At 74.8% G+C, this 14,908-nt stretch carries 14 protein-coding genes; 11 read left to right on the top strand and 3 right to left on the bottom strand.

Going from position 1 to position 14,908, the window contains the following annotated elements; translation table 11 throughout:
* Positions 1–8: 8 nt before the first annotated feature.
* The 6 genes from CXR04_RS03030 to CXR04_RS03005 all read left to right on the top strand — a co-directional run bounded on the left by CXR04_RS03030 (position 9) and on the right by CXR04_RS03005 (position 4,582).
* Positions 9–617 (top strand): amino acid synthesis family protein, encoded by a 609-nt coding sequence (locus CXR04_RS03030; protein ID WP_101420356.1) that lies wholly within the window; start codon positions 9–11, stop codon positions 615–617.
* 14 nt (positions 618–631) lie between these two features.
* Positions 632–1,372, top strand: a complete 741-nt coding sequence (locus CXR04_RS03025) for a class II aldolase/adducin family protein (protein ID WP_101420355.1) — start codon at positions 632–634, stop codon at positions 1,370–1,372.
* A gap of 65 nt (positions 1,373–1,437) precedes the next feature.
* Entirely contained in the window at positions 1,438–2,370 is a 933-nt protein-coding gene (locus tag CXR04_RS03020; protein WP_101420354.1) for a 3-hydroxyacyl-CoA dehydrogenase NAD-binding domain-containing protein, read from the top strand.
* Positions 2,371–2,387: 17 nt separating this feature from the next.
* A complete protein-coding gene (locus CXR04_RS03015) occupies positions 2,388–3,323 on the top strand; it encodes an alpha/beta fold hydrolase (RefSeq protein WP_101420353.1) in 936 nt (311 codons plus the stop codon).
* On the top strand, positions 3,314–3,775 hold the full coding sequence (locus CXR04_RS03010) for a YbhB/YbcL family Raf kinase inhibitor-like protein (protein ID WP_101420352.1): 462 nt from the start codon (positions 3,314–3,316) through the stop codon (positions 3,773–3,775). The genes CXR04_RS03015 and CXR04_RS03010 overlap by 10 nt, the downstream gene beginning before the upstream one ends.
* Positions 3,776–3,847: 72 nt before the next feature.
* Positions 3,848–4,582 carry an IclR family transcriptional regulator gene (locus tag CXR04_RS03005; RefSeq protein ID WP_234380015.1) on the top strand — a complete coding sequence of 245 codons (735 nt, stop codon included), beginning with the start codon at positions 3,848–3,850 and terminating at the stop codon, positions 4,580–4,582.
* Positions 4,583–4,654: 72 nt separating this feature from the next.
* Here CXR04_RS03005 and CXR04_RS03000 read toward each other — a convergent pair whose 3' ends face one another.
* Entirely contained in the window at positions 4,655–5,188 is a 534-nt protein-coding gene (locus tag CXR04_RS03000) for a TerD family protein (protein ID WP_101420351.1), read from the bottom strand.
* A gap of 396 nt (positions 5,189–5,584) precedes the next feature.
* Between CXR04_RS03000 and CXR04_RS02995 the strand changes: the two genes are divergently transcribed.
* Genes CXR04_RS02995 through CXR04_RS02985 form a run of 3 tightly spaced genes read left to right on the top strand, consistent with a single transcriptional unit; the run spans position 5,585 to position 7,611 of the window.
* Complete coding sequence (locus CXR04_RS02995; RefSeq protein WP_047019184.1) at positions 5,585–6,010, top strand: rare lipoprotein A; 426 nt, start codon at positions 5,585–5,587, stop codon at positions 6,008–6,010.
* Positions 6,011–6,023: 13 nt separating this feature from the next.
* On the top strand, positions 6,024–6,641 hold the full coding sequence (locus CXR04_RS02990) for a cell wall protein (protein WP_101420350.1): 618 nt from the start codon (positions 6,024–6,026) through the stop codon (positions 6,639–6,641).
* A 31-nt stretch (positions 6,642–6,672) separates the two neighbouring features.
* Positions 6,673–7,611, top strand: coding sequence for a MauE/DoxX family redox-associated membrane protein (locus CXR04_RS02985; protein ID WP_101420349.1), 939 nt, complete (start codon positions 6,673–6,675; stop codon positions 7,609–7,611).
* A gap of 49 nt (positions 7,612–7,660) precedes the next feature.
* Here CXR04_RS02985 and CXR04_RS02980 read toward each other — a convergent pair whose 3' ends face one another.
* Entirely contained in the window at positions 7,661–8,830 is a 1,170-nt protein-coding gene (locus tag CXR04_RS02980; protein WP_234380014.1) for an LLM class flavin-dependent oxidoreductase, read from the bottom strand.
* Positions 8,831–9,433: 603 nt separating this feature from the next.
* Between CXR04_RS02980 and CXR04_RS02975 the strand changes: the two genes are divergently transcribed.
* Positions 9,434–10,348, top strand: coding sequence for a LysR family transcriptional regulator (locus CXR04_RS02975; RefSeq protein ID WP_101420347.1), 915 nt, complete (start codon positions 9,434–9,436; stop codon positions 10,346–10,348).
* Between the two features lie 219 nt (positions 10,349–10,567).
* Positions 10,568–11,800 (top strand): S8 family peptidase, encoded by a 1,233-nt coding sequence (locus CXR04_RS02970; RefSeq protein ID WP_101420346.1) that lies wholly within the window; start codon positions 10,568–10,570, stop codon positions 11,798–11,800.
* A 111-nt stretch (positions 11,801–11,911) separates the two neighbouring features.
* Here CXR04_RS02970 and CXR04_RS02965 read toward each other — a convergent pair whose 3' ends face one another.
* Positions 11,912–14,842, bottom strand: a complete 2,931-nt coding sequence (locus tag CXR04_RS02965; protein ID WP_101420345.1) for a glycoside hydrolase family 2 TIM barrel-domain containing protein — start codon at positions 14,840–14,842, stop codon at positions 11,912–11,914.
* Positions 14,843–14,908 lie beyond the last annotated feature (66 nt).

The following is a 14,908-nucleotide window of genomic DNA, read 5'->3' as shown; positions in this document are numbered from 1 at the left end:
TGACCCCGATGACCCCGGATGAGCAGGTGACCAAGGACTACCAGGTACGGCGCTGGGTCGGCCTGGTCGAGGAGACCCTGCACGAGAACGGCCCCGTCGCCGCCGTGCCGCTGCGCAAGGCGGTCTGCGGCGTCGTCGTCAGGAACCCGTTCGCCGGCCGGTACGCCGACGACCTGTCCGCGCTCACCGCGCCGAGTGCCGCGCTGGGGACGGCGCTCGGCCGGCGGGCCGCGGCCCTCCTCGGCGCGCCGGTGGAGAGCTACGGCAAGGGCGGTCTCGCCGGTCTCGCCGGCGAGCAGGAGCACGTCGTCGCCTGCGTCACCACCGTCTTCGGCAACGCGCTGCGCGAGGCGATCGGCGGCGGCGAGGCGTGGATCTCCTCGGCGACCAAGACCGCCGCCGCGGGCGCCTCCCTGGACATCCCGCTGGCGTACAAGGACGAGGTGTACGTCCGCTCCCACTACGACGCCGTCACCGTCTCCGTACCCGATGTGCCGCGCCCCGACGAACTGTTCGTCTGCGTGGCCGTCGCCGGCGGCGGCCGGGTCCACGAGCGCGTCGGCGGCCTGACCGCCGCCGAGGCGCGTGCGCAGGCCGCGGCCGGCCAGGCCCGCTGAGAAGGAGCAACCCGATGCAGACCAGCGATGCGCTGTACTCCCAGGACGACTCCGTCGCCAACGTGCTCGACAACCTCGCCAGGGCCCACCGGATCCTGGAGATGGAGGGCCACGGCGACATGTCCATGGGCCACCTGTCCTACCGCGACCCGCACGGCCGCGGGCTGTGGCTCAAGCGCGGCAACCTCGGCATGGAGGAGGTCCGGGCCGGCGACTACATCCTCATCGACTTCGACGGCACCGTCCTCGAAGGCCAGGGGCTGCGCCACCTCGAATGGCCGCTGCACGCCGAGATCATGCTCGCCCGGCCCGACGTCAACGTCGTCGGCCACTCGCACCCGTTCCACGCCACCGTCTTCGGCGCCGGCCGGGCGCGGATCGAGCCGGTGAACAACCACGGCGTGTGGTTCGCCGCGCACGGCGTCCCGCGCTTCGACGCCACCAGCCACATCATCACCACCCAGGAGCTGGGCCGGGACCTCGCCCGCGTGCTCGGCGATGCCGACGCCGTACTCCAGGCCAACCACGGCGCCTCCTTCACCGGCCGCAACGTCCGCGACGCGACGCTCGCCGGGATCTTCCTGGAGAAGGCCGCCGCCTTCCAGCTCGCCCTGGCCGGCTCCGGCCTGCCGTACGACCCGCCGGACGCGGACGAGAGCGTCGAGAAGAACCGCCGCATCTATCCCGAACGCGCCCGCGAGAACTACTGGATGTACTTCAACCGCAAGCTCGACCGGCTCGAAGCCGCCCGCTGATCAGTCCGCCGAGCCCGCCCGCGCGGCCGCAGCAGCCGCCGCGGCACAGCAGGAAAGGAACCATCGTGAGCATTCCCACCACCAGCGCCGTCCTCGGCTCGGGGAGCATGGGGCCCGGCATCGCCGCGCTGCTCGCCCGTTACGGATCCGACGTACGGCTCTACGACGTGAGCGAGGAGGCCCTGGCGCGGGCGGAGGGGATCTGCGCCGGCGTCGTCGCGCACCTCGACCGCCTCGACGTGCCGGTCACCCCCGGCGGCTCCGTCACCTTCGAACGCGACCAGGCCAAGGCGCTGGCGGGCGCCGACCTCGTCATCGAGGCGGTGCCGGAGCAACTGGAGCTGAAGAAGACCGTGCTCGCCCAGGTCGAGGCCGCGGTGCGGGACGACGCGATCATCGCGACCAACACCTCCGGCATCCCGATCTCCGACATGGCGGTGGACATGGCCCACCCCGAGCGCCTGATCGGCATGCACTGGTCCAACCCGCCGCACCTCATCCCGATGATCGAGATCGTCAGGGGGGCCCGCACCGGCGCCGCCGTCGAGGACCGCCTCGTCGGCATCGTCGAGGCGTTCGGCTACGAGGCCGTGGTCGAGAAGGAGGTGCCAGGATTCGTCGAGAACCGGGTGCTGTACGCAGTGCTGCGCGAGTGCATGGCCCTCGTCGAGGAGGGCGTGGTCTCCCAGCGCGACCTGGACACCGTGGTGAAGTGGGGCGTCGGCTACAAGCTCGCCGTCATCGGCCCGATGCGGCTGGTCGACATGGCGGGCCTGGACATCTACCAGGCCGTCGGCTCCTACCTGAACCGCGACCTGTCCACCGAGACCGGCGTCTCCTCCCTGGTCACCGAGCTGACCGCGGAGGGCAAGCTCGGCATGAAGACCGGCGGCGGCCTGTACGAGTACGGCGAGGGCGAAGTCGCCGCCAAGCGCGCCGACATCGTCGACGGACTGGTGAGCGTCCGCAAGGCGCTCTCCGCGATCAAGCCGGTCTGAGCGGACGGGAGCCGACTGTGAACCGCGCACCCCGGCCGGCCGGCCCGGCGCCGCACGCCACCCCCGCCGCGCACCCTGACGCGCTGCAGGGGCTGGCGTTCGTGGCCGCCGGGGAGGTCGAGCTGTGCGTACGCGACGCGGGCGCCGGGCCGGCGGTCGTGCTGCTGCACGGCACGACCGCCAGCCTCGGCGTCTGGGACCCGGTGGTCGAGCAACTCGGCCGGGCGGTACGGACCGTGGCCGTCGACCAGCGCGGCCACGGCCGCAGCGGCAAGCCCGCCGCCGGCTACGGCGCCGCCGCGTACACCGCCGACGTGCTCGCGCTGGTCCGGGAGCTGGGGACCGGCCCCGTGGTCGTCGCCGGGCACTCCCTCGGCGCCCGCAACGCCGTCGTGCTCGCCGCCGCGCACCCCGACGTGGTCGCCGGCGTCGTCGCCGTCGACTACACCCCGTACGTCGAACCCGCCGTGCTCGACGCCCTGGAGACCCGGGTACGCGGCGGCGACCGCACCTTCGCCTCCGGCGCGGACGTCGAGACGTACCTGCACGAGCGCTACCCCCTGCTGCCCGCCGACGCGGTACGCCGCCGGCGCCGCTACGGCTACGCCCCGGCCGGCCAGGACCGGACGCTGCGCCCGCTCGCCGACCCCGCGGCCATGGTCCGCACCGTCGACGGGCTGCGCCGCGACTTCGCCGCCGAGACCCGGGCCGTCGGCGTCCCCGTCACCCTGCTGCGCGGCGAGCACAGCGCGATCGTCTCCCCGCGCGCCTTCGCCGCCACCCGGGCGCTGCGCCCGGACTTCCGCGCCGTCGAACTCCCCGGGCTCGACCACTACGTGCCCGAGGAGGACCCGCGGACCGTCGCGGACGAGATCGTCCGCATGCTCGACCGGACGACGGGCCGACCCCGCCCGCGTCCCGCCACCGAAAGGACTTCGGACCCATGCCCCTGAACATCAAGGACCTCGCCGTCGCCGTCCGCGGCGTCGGCCCCGGCGAGCGGATCCCGGACCGGCACGCCGCCGACCACGGCAACGCCGCACCCGAGGTCGAGATCACCGGAGTGCCCGCCGGCACGGCGGAACTCGCGCTGATCCTCCACGACCCCGACGCGCCCCTGCCGCACGGCTTCACCCACTGGGTGGTCTACGGCATCGACCCGGCCGCCCCCGCGGTGGCCGCCCCGGGTCCCGCGGGCACAGTGCGGCAAGGCCCCAACTCCCTTGGCGACAAGGCGTATACGGGACCCCAGCCGCCGCCCGGGCACGGCACCCATCACTACTATTTCTGGGTGTACGCCCTCGACACCCCGGTCGCGGGCGAGCCGACGCGCGAGGAGTTCCTCAGCGCGTACGGCGATCGCGTCATCGAGCAGAACCGGCTCGTCGGCACGTACTCGGCCTGACGCACCCGGGGCCACACCACGAGCACAGAAGGGCGAGCGATCGTGTCTGAAGGGCGGGAGCGGACCCCCGGCGTGGACAGCGCCAGGAGGGTGCTGAAGATCCTTCTCCTCTTCACGGAGAAGGGGCCGGAGCTGAGCGTGGAGGAGATCGCGCACTCCATCGGCATCTCGGTGCCCTCCGCGTACCGGTTCGTCTCGCTGCTGCGCGAGATGGACATGGTGGAGGACAACGGCGGCGGCACGTACGTGCTCTCGCCGCGGATCTTCCTGCTGGCCCGCAGCGCGGAGCAGGCGTTCCCCGTCTCCAGGGTGCTCCGCCCGCTCGTCGAGCGGCTGTCGAAGGACACCGGCGAGGCGGCCCTGGTGATCCGGCGCGTGGGCGACTTCGCGACCTGCGTGGAGATGAGCCAGCCCGAGCACACGATCCGGCTGTCGTTCGAGCCGGGGCAGATCATGAGCCTGCACCGCGGCGCCGGGCCCAAGGTGCTGCTCGCCGCGATGGGCGAGGCGTGGGCCCAGCGCTACTTCGACCGGCTGCGCCCCGAGCCGTCCGCCGCCGAGCGGGACGCGGTGCTGGCCGAGGTGCAGGCCGTGGCCGCGCAGGGGTGGTCCAAGAGCGAGGCGGAGGTCGACGAGGGCGTGTGGGCGGTGGCCGCGCCGATCGGGGTCGGCGGGAAGGTCGTCGCCGCGGTCACGGTCGCGGGCCCGCACTTCCGCATCGACGACGAGCGCGCCGGGCACATCACGGAGCGGGTCGTGGCCGCCGCGGCGGAGCTGTCCGACTCGCTCGGCACCTGGCGGCGCTAGCCCCGGCCCCGGGGGGTGCCACCGTCGGCCTCGCGTGGCGCGGTGGCATCCCCCGGGGCGGGCATCGGCCCGTCAGCTCCCGGCCACGGTCCCCATGAGGGCCGAGAACGACGCGGGGTCGGTGTCGAAGCCCTGCACCACCGGGCGGAACCGCCAGGTGCCGGCGGCCTCGCGGACGAACTCCGCGACGGTGGCCGCGGTCGCGTCCGCCACCCCGGCGAAGTCGTCGGCGGCCAGGTCGGTGTAGCCCTCGCGGACCTGCACGCCGGTGTTCGCCACCTCGCCGAACGTCCGCCGGCCGGCGCCCTGCTGGATCGCGACCCCGACGACCACGCGCCCGTATGCGGGGGCGATCCGCGCGAACTCCAGGGTCATCACCTCGTCGGCGCCGAAGCCCTGGCCGGTCTGGCTCTGCCGCTGCAGGGTGATCGTGCCGTCGGGGGAGCGGCTGTCGAAGTGGACCAGGTAGGCCGGCTCGCCCCGCGGGTCGTCGGCGCGGTACGTCGCCGCGATCAGGTCCAGGTCGTGGGGCGGCGCGCCGAGGGGGCTGGGGTCCCACTTCAGCGCGATCTCCACCTTGCCGACACCCCTGTTGAGACCGGTCACCGGGCTCCCCTCTCCCGTACTCCTGTGTGCTCCTGGCACAACTGCCCGGCGCGGTCGGCCGGTTGCCCCTATCGTGTCACGTCCCACCGCGCGGGGGAGCGGCGCGCGGGGAGCGCGGGGCGGCACGCGGGGGCGGGAGCGGACCGCACCGCGGGGGAGCGCCCGGGGCCGTACGGGCGGTGCGCCCGGGGCCCTGCGGAGCGGCTTGCGCGGCGGTTACACCAGAGGACCGGTCCACTGGCGCCGCGGCGCCCGATTGACGGTGCGTGTGCGGCGCGTCACGCTCGGGCCGTCCGCCACCCATGTCCGACCGGCGGGCTCTCGGTACCCGTACGCCACCCCCACATGGCACTTCGGACTGTCATGTACGGGCCAATCTGAAGGGAGCTCGAACACATGGCTTGCAGTACGAACTACCTCTGGCGCGGCGAGGCCACCTGGTTCTGCTGCGGCGCCGCCTGGGGCCCCTGCGGCTCCGCCGGCGGCGGCGCCTGCGGCAACTGCCGCTCCGCCTCGAACCACGGCGCCTGGCCGAACGCCTCCGCGGCGTGCTGGGACATCACCCGGCCCGACCTGTGCGGCGAGGGCGGCATCCCGCGGCGCGGCTGCGGCTCCGTCATGCGCGTCGTCCAGGAGTGCTCCAAGGCGGCGGTCTGCATCACCATCACCGACTGCGGCCCGCGGACCAAGAGCTTCTGCGGCGAGGCGTCCTGCTGCAACGGCGTCTGCCGCACCAACCGCATCCTGGACCTGACGCCGGCGGCGTACTCACAGATCGCCAGCCTCAGCTCCGGCAAGACCGGTGTCTGGATCTACGAGTGAAGGAGGCGCGGCCATGAACGACGCAACGGGCTCGACGTTCGACCGGCGGCGCTTCCTGTCCGCCAGCGCACTCGGCGGCGCCACCGTCGTCGGCGCCACGGCGCTCGGCGCGGTGGACCCCGACGCCGCGTTCGCGGCGCCCACCCCGCCGCTCGATCCGGCGGTCGCCGCCACCTCGTTCGCCGAGGGGCTGATCACCGGCATCGACGGCGGCACCCTGCTGCACGTCAAGGGCTCCTACGGCGAACGGCACCGCATCCAGCTCACCAACGCCACGAGCATCTGGAAGCTCCACCCCACCACCGCCGACGACGTCGAGAGCGGCGACGGCCTCTACGCCCGCGGCCTGGAGATGCCCGACGGCACCATCGCCGCCGACGCGGTCTGGGTGAACATCGTCAACCTCGACGTCACCGTCCGCGGCATCGGCAAGGACCGGCTCGCGCTCGGCTACCACGGCGGCGAGCTGATCGGCCGCATCGTCCCGGGCCGCTCCACCGCCTCGTACGCGGGTGCCGCGCTCACCGACGACCTGTCGGGCGTGCGGATGGGCCAGCACGCGCTGGTGCTCGGCGCCTGGCGGCCCAAGGACGGGGCGGTCGACATCGCCAGGATCACGGTCGGGCACTGACCGCCGCGGCCACTTCGAGGACGGAGGCAGCATGATCGCACTGCTGGTCGGCGGCGTGCTCGGCTGGAGCGGGAGCACCAAGCTGTTCGGACGCAACACCCCCGTGCAGGCGTCGGGCACCGTGCTGGAGCGCAAGCTCGGCGGGCTGCCGCGCGCCACGGCCGCGCTGCGCGCGGTCGGGGCCGCGGAACTGCTCGTCGCGCTCGCCCTGGTGGCGCTGCCGGTGCCGCTGGTCACCGGGGCGCTCGCGGCGCTCGCGGGCACGGGCTTCGCGGCGTACCTCGGCTACGCCAGGGCCACCGCGCCCGACTCGTCCTGCGGCTGCACCGCGCGGGACAAGGCGCCCATCGGCGTACGGGCCTTCGCCAGAGCCGGGTTCGTCCTGGCCGGCGGGGCGGTCGTGCTGGCCGAAGGACTGGCCGCCGCCGGTCTGCCGGCGCCGGCCGGCGGACCCTGGTGGGAGGCGCTACGGGACCGGCCGGGCGCCGCGCTCGGCCTGCTGGCCGCGGGCACCGCGCTGGCCTGGCTGCTCTTCGGCGACCCCGACCGGGCCGTCCGGCTGCCGCTGCGCCGGCTGCGGCTGCGGCTCTTCGGGCACCCGCTGCACGGCGGGGCGGGACCCGGCGGCGACCCCGAGGCGGTGCCCGTCGAGGGCTCCGTCGAGCTGCTGGAACGCTCGCTGGCGTGGCAGACCGTGATCCACGTCGTCCGCTCCGGGCTGCGCGAGCACTGGGACGACGAGGGCTGGCGCTTCCTGCGCTACACCGGCCTGTACGACACCGGTCCCGACGGCGCCGGGGGCACCGGCCGGCCGGTGTCCGTGGTCTTCGCGATGGACGCGAAGGCCGGCCTCGACAGCCCGCGGCCGCCGGTGATCCGCGTCGGCGCCGTGGACGAGGAGACCGGCGAGCGCGTGGACGTCACCGCCGGCCGGGAGCGCCCCGGCGCGCTGCTCGGCGAAGGCGTCTGAGAGCGGTGCCCGGAGCCCGAACGGGGCCGGGCTCCGGGCACCGCCCCGGCTACTTCTCCGCCGCCGCGCCGGCCGGCATGCCGTAGGCGTCGGCGATCAGCTCGTACGAGCGCAGCCGCGCCGCGGGCCCGTGCACGTTCGTGGTGAGCATCAGCTCGTCGGCGCCCGTGCGCTTGCGCAGGTCGTCGAGACCGGTGGTCACCTCGTCCGGGGTGCCGTACACCACGTTGCCGATCCAGGAGTCGGCGAACTCCCGCTCCAGCGGGCTGAACCCGTAGGACTCCGCCTCCTCCGGCGAGGGCACCAGGCCGGGCCTGCCGGTGCGCAGCCGCAGCATGTTCAGCGCGCCCGCCATGACCTGCCGCCGCGCCTCCCGGTCGTCCTCCGCGGCCATGACCGAGACGCCGATCAGGGCGTACGGGGCGGAGAGTGCGGCCGACGGCTGGAACGCCTCGCGGTACAGCTCCAGCGCGGGTCCCGTGTGCTGCCCGGCGAAGTGGTGCGCGAACGCGAAGGGCAGCCCCAGCTCGGCGGCGAGCCGGGCGCTGAACATCGACGAGCCCAGCAGCCACACCGGCGGCCGGTGCACCGACTGCACGCCGCCGGCCGCCTTGCCCTGCACCGGGCCCGGCACCGCGTGGATCCTGCGGTACGGATGCCCGTCGGGGAAGTCGTCGTCGAGGAACCGGATCAGCTCCGCCAACTGCTGCGGGAACTCCTCCGCGCCCTCGCGCAGCCGGTCCGTGCGGCGCAGCGCCGCCGCCGTCGCGCCGTCCGTGCCGGGCGCGCGGCCCAGGCCCAGGTCGACGCGGCCCGGGGCCAGCGCCTCCAGCGTGCCGAACTGCTCGGCGACGACCAGCGGCGCGTGGTTGGGCAGCATCACGCCGCCGGAGCCGAGCCGGATGGTCGTCGTGTGCGCGGCCAGGTGCGCCAGGATCACGGCGGGCGAGGAGGACGCGACGCCTGGCATCGAGTGGTGCTCGGCGACCCAGTAGCGGTGGAAGCCGCGCGCCTCGGCGATCCTGGCCAGCGCGGCCCCGGTGCGCAGCGCGTCGGTCGCGGTGTACCCGGCGCCCACCGTGGCCAGGTCCAGCACCGACAGCGGCACGGGGGCGGAGCCGCCCACCCGGCCCCGTATCTCGTCCTGCGCGTCGGGTGCCGTCACGTCCGCTGCCGCCACGTGGTCCTCCTGGTCTCCGGTGTGTGTGATCCTCCCCATGCCGACAACAGGAGGAGGGCTCCGTATTCCCGTATTCCCGTGATCCGGGAATACGGGCGGCGGATCCGGGTCCTGGGAACCGGCGGGAACGGCGCTGCCGCCCGCGGTGACGGCGCGGGCGGCAGCGGGGGCGGCGGGCGGGTGGCGGGGTGGGTGACGCGCCCGCCGCGGCCGGAGCGGAAGGCCCGGGCGGAGGGGTGCCGGGCCTTCCGCGGTCCGCGGGGGACCGGGGTCAGCAGGCCCTGACGTCCTGCCAGACGCCCCACTCACCGGTGGTGCCGGGTTCCTGGCCCTGCGTCCACCACTTTTGAAGGCGTCGGACTAGACCAATGCGTCAAGAGGTCTGTACCACTGCAGTTTTCCGCCCCGCGCCGGGCCCGTACGGGACGGGGAGCCCGCCGCGGGCCGGCGGCCGCGGTCCCGAGGTGTCACGGAGTCGAAATACCGCGTTCACAAATCTTCGTGACAAGCCGTTTCCGCCTCCCGCGGGGGTATTTCCGGAACCCCTTACGCCGATTTCCGGTCACCGCCTCCGCCGCGGTCCGAGGTGCCGCCCACCGCCCGCGCTAGGGTGTTCGACCTGCGGCGGAGCAGGGAGTCGGGGTGCGCATACAGCAACTGGAATACGTGGCCGCGGTGACCCGGTTCGGTTCTCTGCGGCGTGCCGCCGATGCGCTGCATCTGTCGCAGCCGGCGCTCAGCGAGACCGTACGGAATCTGGAGCGCGAACTCGGCGTCGACCTGCTGGACCGGCGCCGCTCCGGGGCCCGGATCAGTGACGCCGGGCGGGAGTTGCTGCCGCACATCGCCGCCGTGCTCGACGCCGTGGACCTGCTGCGGCGGGCCGCCGACGAGCAGCACCGGGTCAGCCGGTCGATCCGGCTCGGCACCGGCGGCGCGGTCGCCGCGCCGCTGCTGGCGCCGGCCGTGCGGGAGTTCCGGGCCGGCCATCCGCAGACCGGGGTGGAGATCGTCGCGGGCGCCGAGGACGCCGTACGCCGCGGGCTCGTCGAGGGCGGGCTCGACCTGGGGCTCGTCGTCCGGCTCGCGGGCGAGGAGCCGTACCCCGACCTGCACGACACCGAACTGCTGCGCGGCCGCCCGGTGGTGTGCCTGAGCCCCGGCAGCCCGCTGGCGGAGCTGGACGAGATCGGTGCCGTGGAACTGCTCGCCGAGCCGCTGGTCGGGGCGCGCTCCGGCTGCCTCGTGCACCGGCTGCTGCACCGCCTCGGGGCCGTCCGCCCGCCGCTGCCCGCGTACGCGGCCGACACCCCCGACGCGGCGAAGCACCTCGTCGCCGAAGGGCTGGGGGTGACCGTGCTGCCGGACTTCGGGGTCGTCGGCGATCCGCTGGAGCGGCACGGCGCGGTCACCTGGCGGCCCCTCGCCGGTGCCGCCGTCCCCGCGGTGCACCTGATGCTCTGGCGCAGCCGTACCCGGGCCATCCCGCCCGCCGCCCGCGCGCTGCACGACGCCCTCGCCACCGCTGCCGCGGCGGCCGGGCCAGTAACCGCCTGACGCCCGGCCCGGGGCTGACCGACCTGAGGCCCCGTCAGCCCCGCGGGTCGTCCCGCGCCTCGCCCCCACCAGGATCTTCCCCGCCGCATTTGGCGTGAACCTGCCACTTGTGGCGGCGTCCGGCATGCGAGACGCTGCCGGGGCACCGCCCGTATCCGGGCGGGTCACCCGCACCGCACTACGCCTCATTGCCCGTAATCCGGTCAACGAAAGGTTCTGGTGCACGAGATGAGACTCACCCCCACACCCCTGCGCCGCGCGGCCACCGTGCTCACCGCGCTCGGCCTCGCCGCCGGCCTCCAACTGGCCGCCGGCACCGGCGCGAACAGCGCACCCGCCGACGGCGACCTCCGGCTCGCCCCGGCCGCCACGGCCGTCGACGGCCAGTGGATCGTCGTGCTGAAGAACGGCGAGGTCGCCAAGTCCGACACCCGCTCCGTGGCCGGCGACCTGGCGGGCACCGCGGACGTCAGGCCCGAGCACGTCTACCGCACCGCGCTGCGCGGCTTCTCCGCCGAGATGAGCAAGGCGGAGGCGGCCGAGGTGGCCCGCGACCCGCGGGTGGCGTACGTCGAGCAGGACGCCGTCGTACGGACCGCGGAGACCCAGACCAACGCCACCTGGGGCCTGGACCGCATCGACCAGCGCGACCTGCCGCTGAGCACCACGTACACGTACAACACCACCGCGGCGAACGTCACCGCGTACATCATCGACACCGGCATCCGCACCACGCACAGCGAGTTCGGCGGCCGCGCCTCGGTCGGCACCGACACCGTCGGCGGCGGCCAGAACGGCCAGGACTGCAACGGCCACGGCACCCACGTCGCGGGCACCGTCGGCGGCAAGACGTACGGCGTCGCCAAGCAGGCGAAGCTCGTCGCCGTACGCGTCCTGAACTGCAGCGGCTCCGGCACCACCGCCGGCGTCGTCGCCGGCATCGACTGGGTGACCGCCAACGCCACCAGCCCGTCCGTGGCCAACATGAGCCTCGGCGGCGGCGCCAGCACCACGCTCGACGACGCCGTCAAGCGCTCCGTCGCCTCCGGCGTCACGTACGCGATCGCCGCCGGCAACGGCGACATCTTCGGCACCCCGCAGAACGCCTGCAACTACTCGCCGGCGCGGGTGCCCGAGGCCATCACGGTCGGCGCCACGGACAACACCGACCGGCGTGCCTCGTGGTCCAACTTCGGCACCTGCCTGGACCTGTTCGCGCCCGGCGTGAGCATCACCTCCGGCTGGTACACCTCGGACACGGCCACGAACACCATCTCCGGCACCTCGATGGCCACCCCGCACACCGCGGGCGTCGCCGCGCTGTACCTCCAGGGCAACCCCTCCGCCAGCCCCGCCCAGGTCAGCCAGGCCATCGTGAACGGCTCCACGCCGAACAAGGTGCAGGACCCGCGCACCGGTTCGCCGAACCGGCTGCTCTACTCGCTGTTCTGACAGCCCTGCCGGCTCCGGCGGCGATTCCGCCGACGCCGGCGGGAGGACGGGCGCCACGGCCCGCCCCGCCCGGGAGGATCCGGGCGGGGCGGGCCCCGCGCATCAGCGCCCCTACGCGGCGGAGAAGACGAACGTGAACGCCGCGGGGCGCGCCGCCAGTTCGTACTGCGGCAGCACGCCGGGACCGCAGGACGCCGAGCCGATGCCGTGGCGGTCGTGGTCGAGCGTCACGTGCACCCGGTCGCCCGGCACCAGGTCGGGGCGGTGCGTCGCGGCGTCCAGCTCCGCCGTGGTCCAGCGCCTGGCCGTCAGCGCGAACTCCGGCTCGCCCTCGACCCGCAGCCCCGCACCGGCCCCGGCGCCCGTCAGCTCCGCCCAGCGCACCCGGGCCCGCGCGCCGTTCTCCTGCGGGCGGACGTACGGCGTCTGCAACTCGTCGACGCTCGCCGACCACCGCCCCAGGAGCGCCGCCGTGCCCGTGTCCGGGTACGCCTCGCCGGGGCCGCCGCCGTACCAGCGCACCGCGCCGTACGCGGCGGGCAGCGTGAGGCGGATCCCGAGCCGCGGCAGCGGCACCCGCCAGTCGCCCTCCGGCGTCACCGACACGGTCAGCGCCACCCGGTCCCCGTCCGCGGTCCAGCGGAACTCGGCGGCGAGACCCAGGTCGGTGGCCGCGGGCGCCACCCGGGTACGGACCGTCAGCCCGCCGTCCGCGGCCTCCACCGCGTCCGTCCGGTGCCGCATCCGGTGCAGCCCCGCCTTGCGCCAGCGGCGCGCCAGCTCCGTCTCGGGCAGCCAGCCGGCGCCGTGGTCGTTGTCCGTCGGCGCCCGCCACACCTCCAGCCGCAGCCCCTCCACCGGCACCCCGGCCAGGGTCCTCGGCTCGCCCGTCCGCGCGTCGAACGCCGCGGGGCCGAGCCGGATCAGCGCGTCGTCGCGTACGGGCGCCGCCCCCGCGGGCCGCGCGAGCGGCGGGCGCGGCGCGGCGGACCACTGCCCGTGCGCCACGACGTGCCCCGCCGGCGCCCACGCGGTGTCCGCGGCGAGCCGCGCGGTGACGGTCCACTGCGCCTCGCCCGCGGGCGGGTTGCCGGGCGCGGGCAGCTCGACCTTCGCGCTCTCGCCCGGCGCCAGCGGCGGCACCGGCGCCGGGCCGCCCTCCGTCTCCGCGCCGTCCACGGCGTACGACCAGGAGAACGCGAGGTGGTCCAGGCCGGCGAAGTCGTGCAGGTTGGTGACGACGGCCTGTCCCGGCGAGTCCCCGGGCTCGATGCGCACCGGCTGGACGACGTGGCCGAACTCGGTGAGACCCGGCGACGGCGTGCGGTCGGGGAAGACCAGGCCGTCACAGACGAAGGCGCCGTCGTGCAGCTCCTCGCCGAAGTCGCCGCCGTAGGCGAAGCCCAGCTCCGGGTGGGCGATGCCGTGGTCGATCCACTCCCAGACGAAGCCGCCCTGGCAGCGCTCGTACGTCTCGAACAGCCGCTGGTAGTCCGCCAGTCCGCCGGGGCCGTTGCCCATGGCGTGCGCGTACTCGCAGAGCACGAACGGCTGCGCCCGGCGGCGGGCGTCCAGCGCCGGTTCTTCGAGGGAGTCCTCGGTGCGCTCGCCGATGCGGCGGACCTCGTCGTGGTCGGCGTACATCCGCGAGTAGACGTCGGTGTCGCGGCTGGTCGGGTCGCCCTCGTAGTGCAGGAGCCGGCCGGGGTCGCGGCCGCGGATCCAGTCGGCCATGGCCGTCAGTCCCGCGCCGGAGCCGCACTCGTTGCCCAGCGACCACATGATGACCGACGGGTGGTTCTTGTCCCGCTCGACCATGCGCGCGGCGCGGTCCAGCAGCGCCGGGGTCCAGCGCTCGTCGGCGACGGGGTTGCCGCGCCAGCCGAGGGCGCCGAAGCCGTGGGTCTCCAGGTCGCACTCGTCGACCACCCACAGCCCCAGCTCGTCGCAGAGGTCGAGGAACGCGGGGTGCGGCGGGTAGTGGCTGGTGCGCACGGCGTTGACGTTGTGCCGCTTCATCAGCAGCACGTCCGCGCGCATCGTCTCCTCGTCGACGGCGCGGCCGTGCTCGGGGTGGAACTCGTGCCGGTTGACGCCGCGCAGCAGGATGCGGCGGCCGTTGACCCGGAGCACGCCGTCCTCGACGGCCACGGTGCGGAAGCCCACCCGCAGCGGGATCCGCTCGCCCGCGGTGGCCAGCTCGGCCGCGTACAGCCGCGGCAGCTCCGCGGTCCACGGCTCGGCCGGCAGCGTGACGGACTCGCCGGTGGCGATGTCGACGCCCAGCTCCGGCAGGGTGACCCGGCCGCCGGGCGCGCAGTCCACCCGCAGGGTGCCGGTGCCGGCCACGTGGTCGTACGAGGCGTGCACGAAGAAGTCGCGGACGGCGCCCGCGGGCCGGTGCAGCAGCGTGACGTCGCGGAAGATGCCGGGCAGCCACCACTGGTCCTGGTCCTCCAGGTACGAGCCGGAGGACCACTGGTGGACGCGGACGGCCAGCACGTTGCCCGCGGGGCGCAGCAGCGTGCCGACGGCGAACTCGTGCGGCAGCCGGGAGCCCTTGAACTCGCCCAGCTCCGTGCCGTTGAGCCAGACCCGCGCGTGCGAGTCCACGCCGTCGAAGCGCAGCAGGGTTTCTCCGTCCGCAGGGCCGTCCGCGGGCAGCGGGGCGGCGGGCCAGCCGCCGGGCAGGTCGAAGGTGCGCAGGTGGTCGCCGGTCGGGTTCCCGTCCGGCACCCGCGGCGGGTCGACGGGGAACGGGTAGGGGGTGTTGGTGTACGCGGGGGCGCCGTGCCGGCCGCCGCCCTGGAGCACCCAGTGGCCGGGGACGGCGATCTCGTCCCAGCCGGAGGTGTCGTGGCCGGGGTCCGCGAAGGACGTGTCGTGGGTGGTGGCCGTGGGGGAGAGCCGGAAGCGCCAGGCCCCGTTCAGCGGCAGCCGGGCGGCGTCGGAGCGGGCGTACCACGCGCGCGGCGGCAGGGTGCCGGTGCCGGGTGCGGGGTCTTCGTGGGCGGGGAGAGCCGGATCGTGCATGAGATCCATCTGATCCCGCCGAGGGGCGCGGCACAACAGACGCCGCGCGCAGAGCCATTGGACTTTTCGGACACC

This window comes from Streptomyces sp. CMB-StM0423 (assembly GCF_002847285.1).
GTDB lineage: Bacteria > Actinomycetota > Actinomycetes > Streptomycetales > Streptomycetaceae > Streptomyces.
Note: the sequence above shows the minus strand (reverse complement) of the source record. Positions and strands in the feature narration are given on the sequence as shown.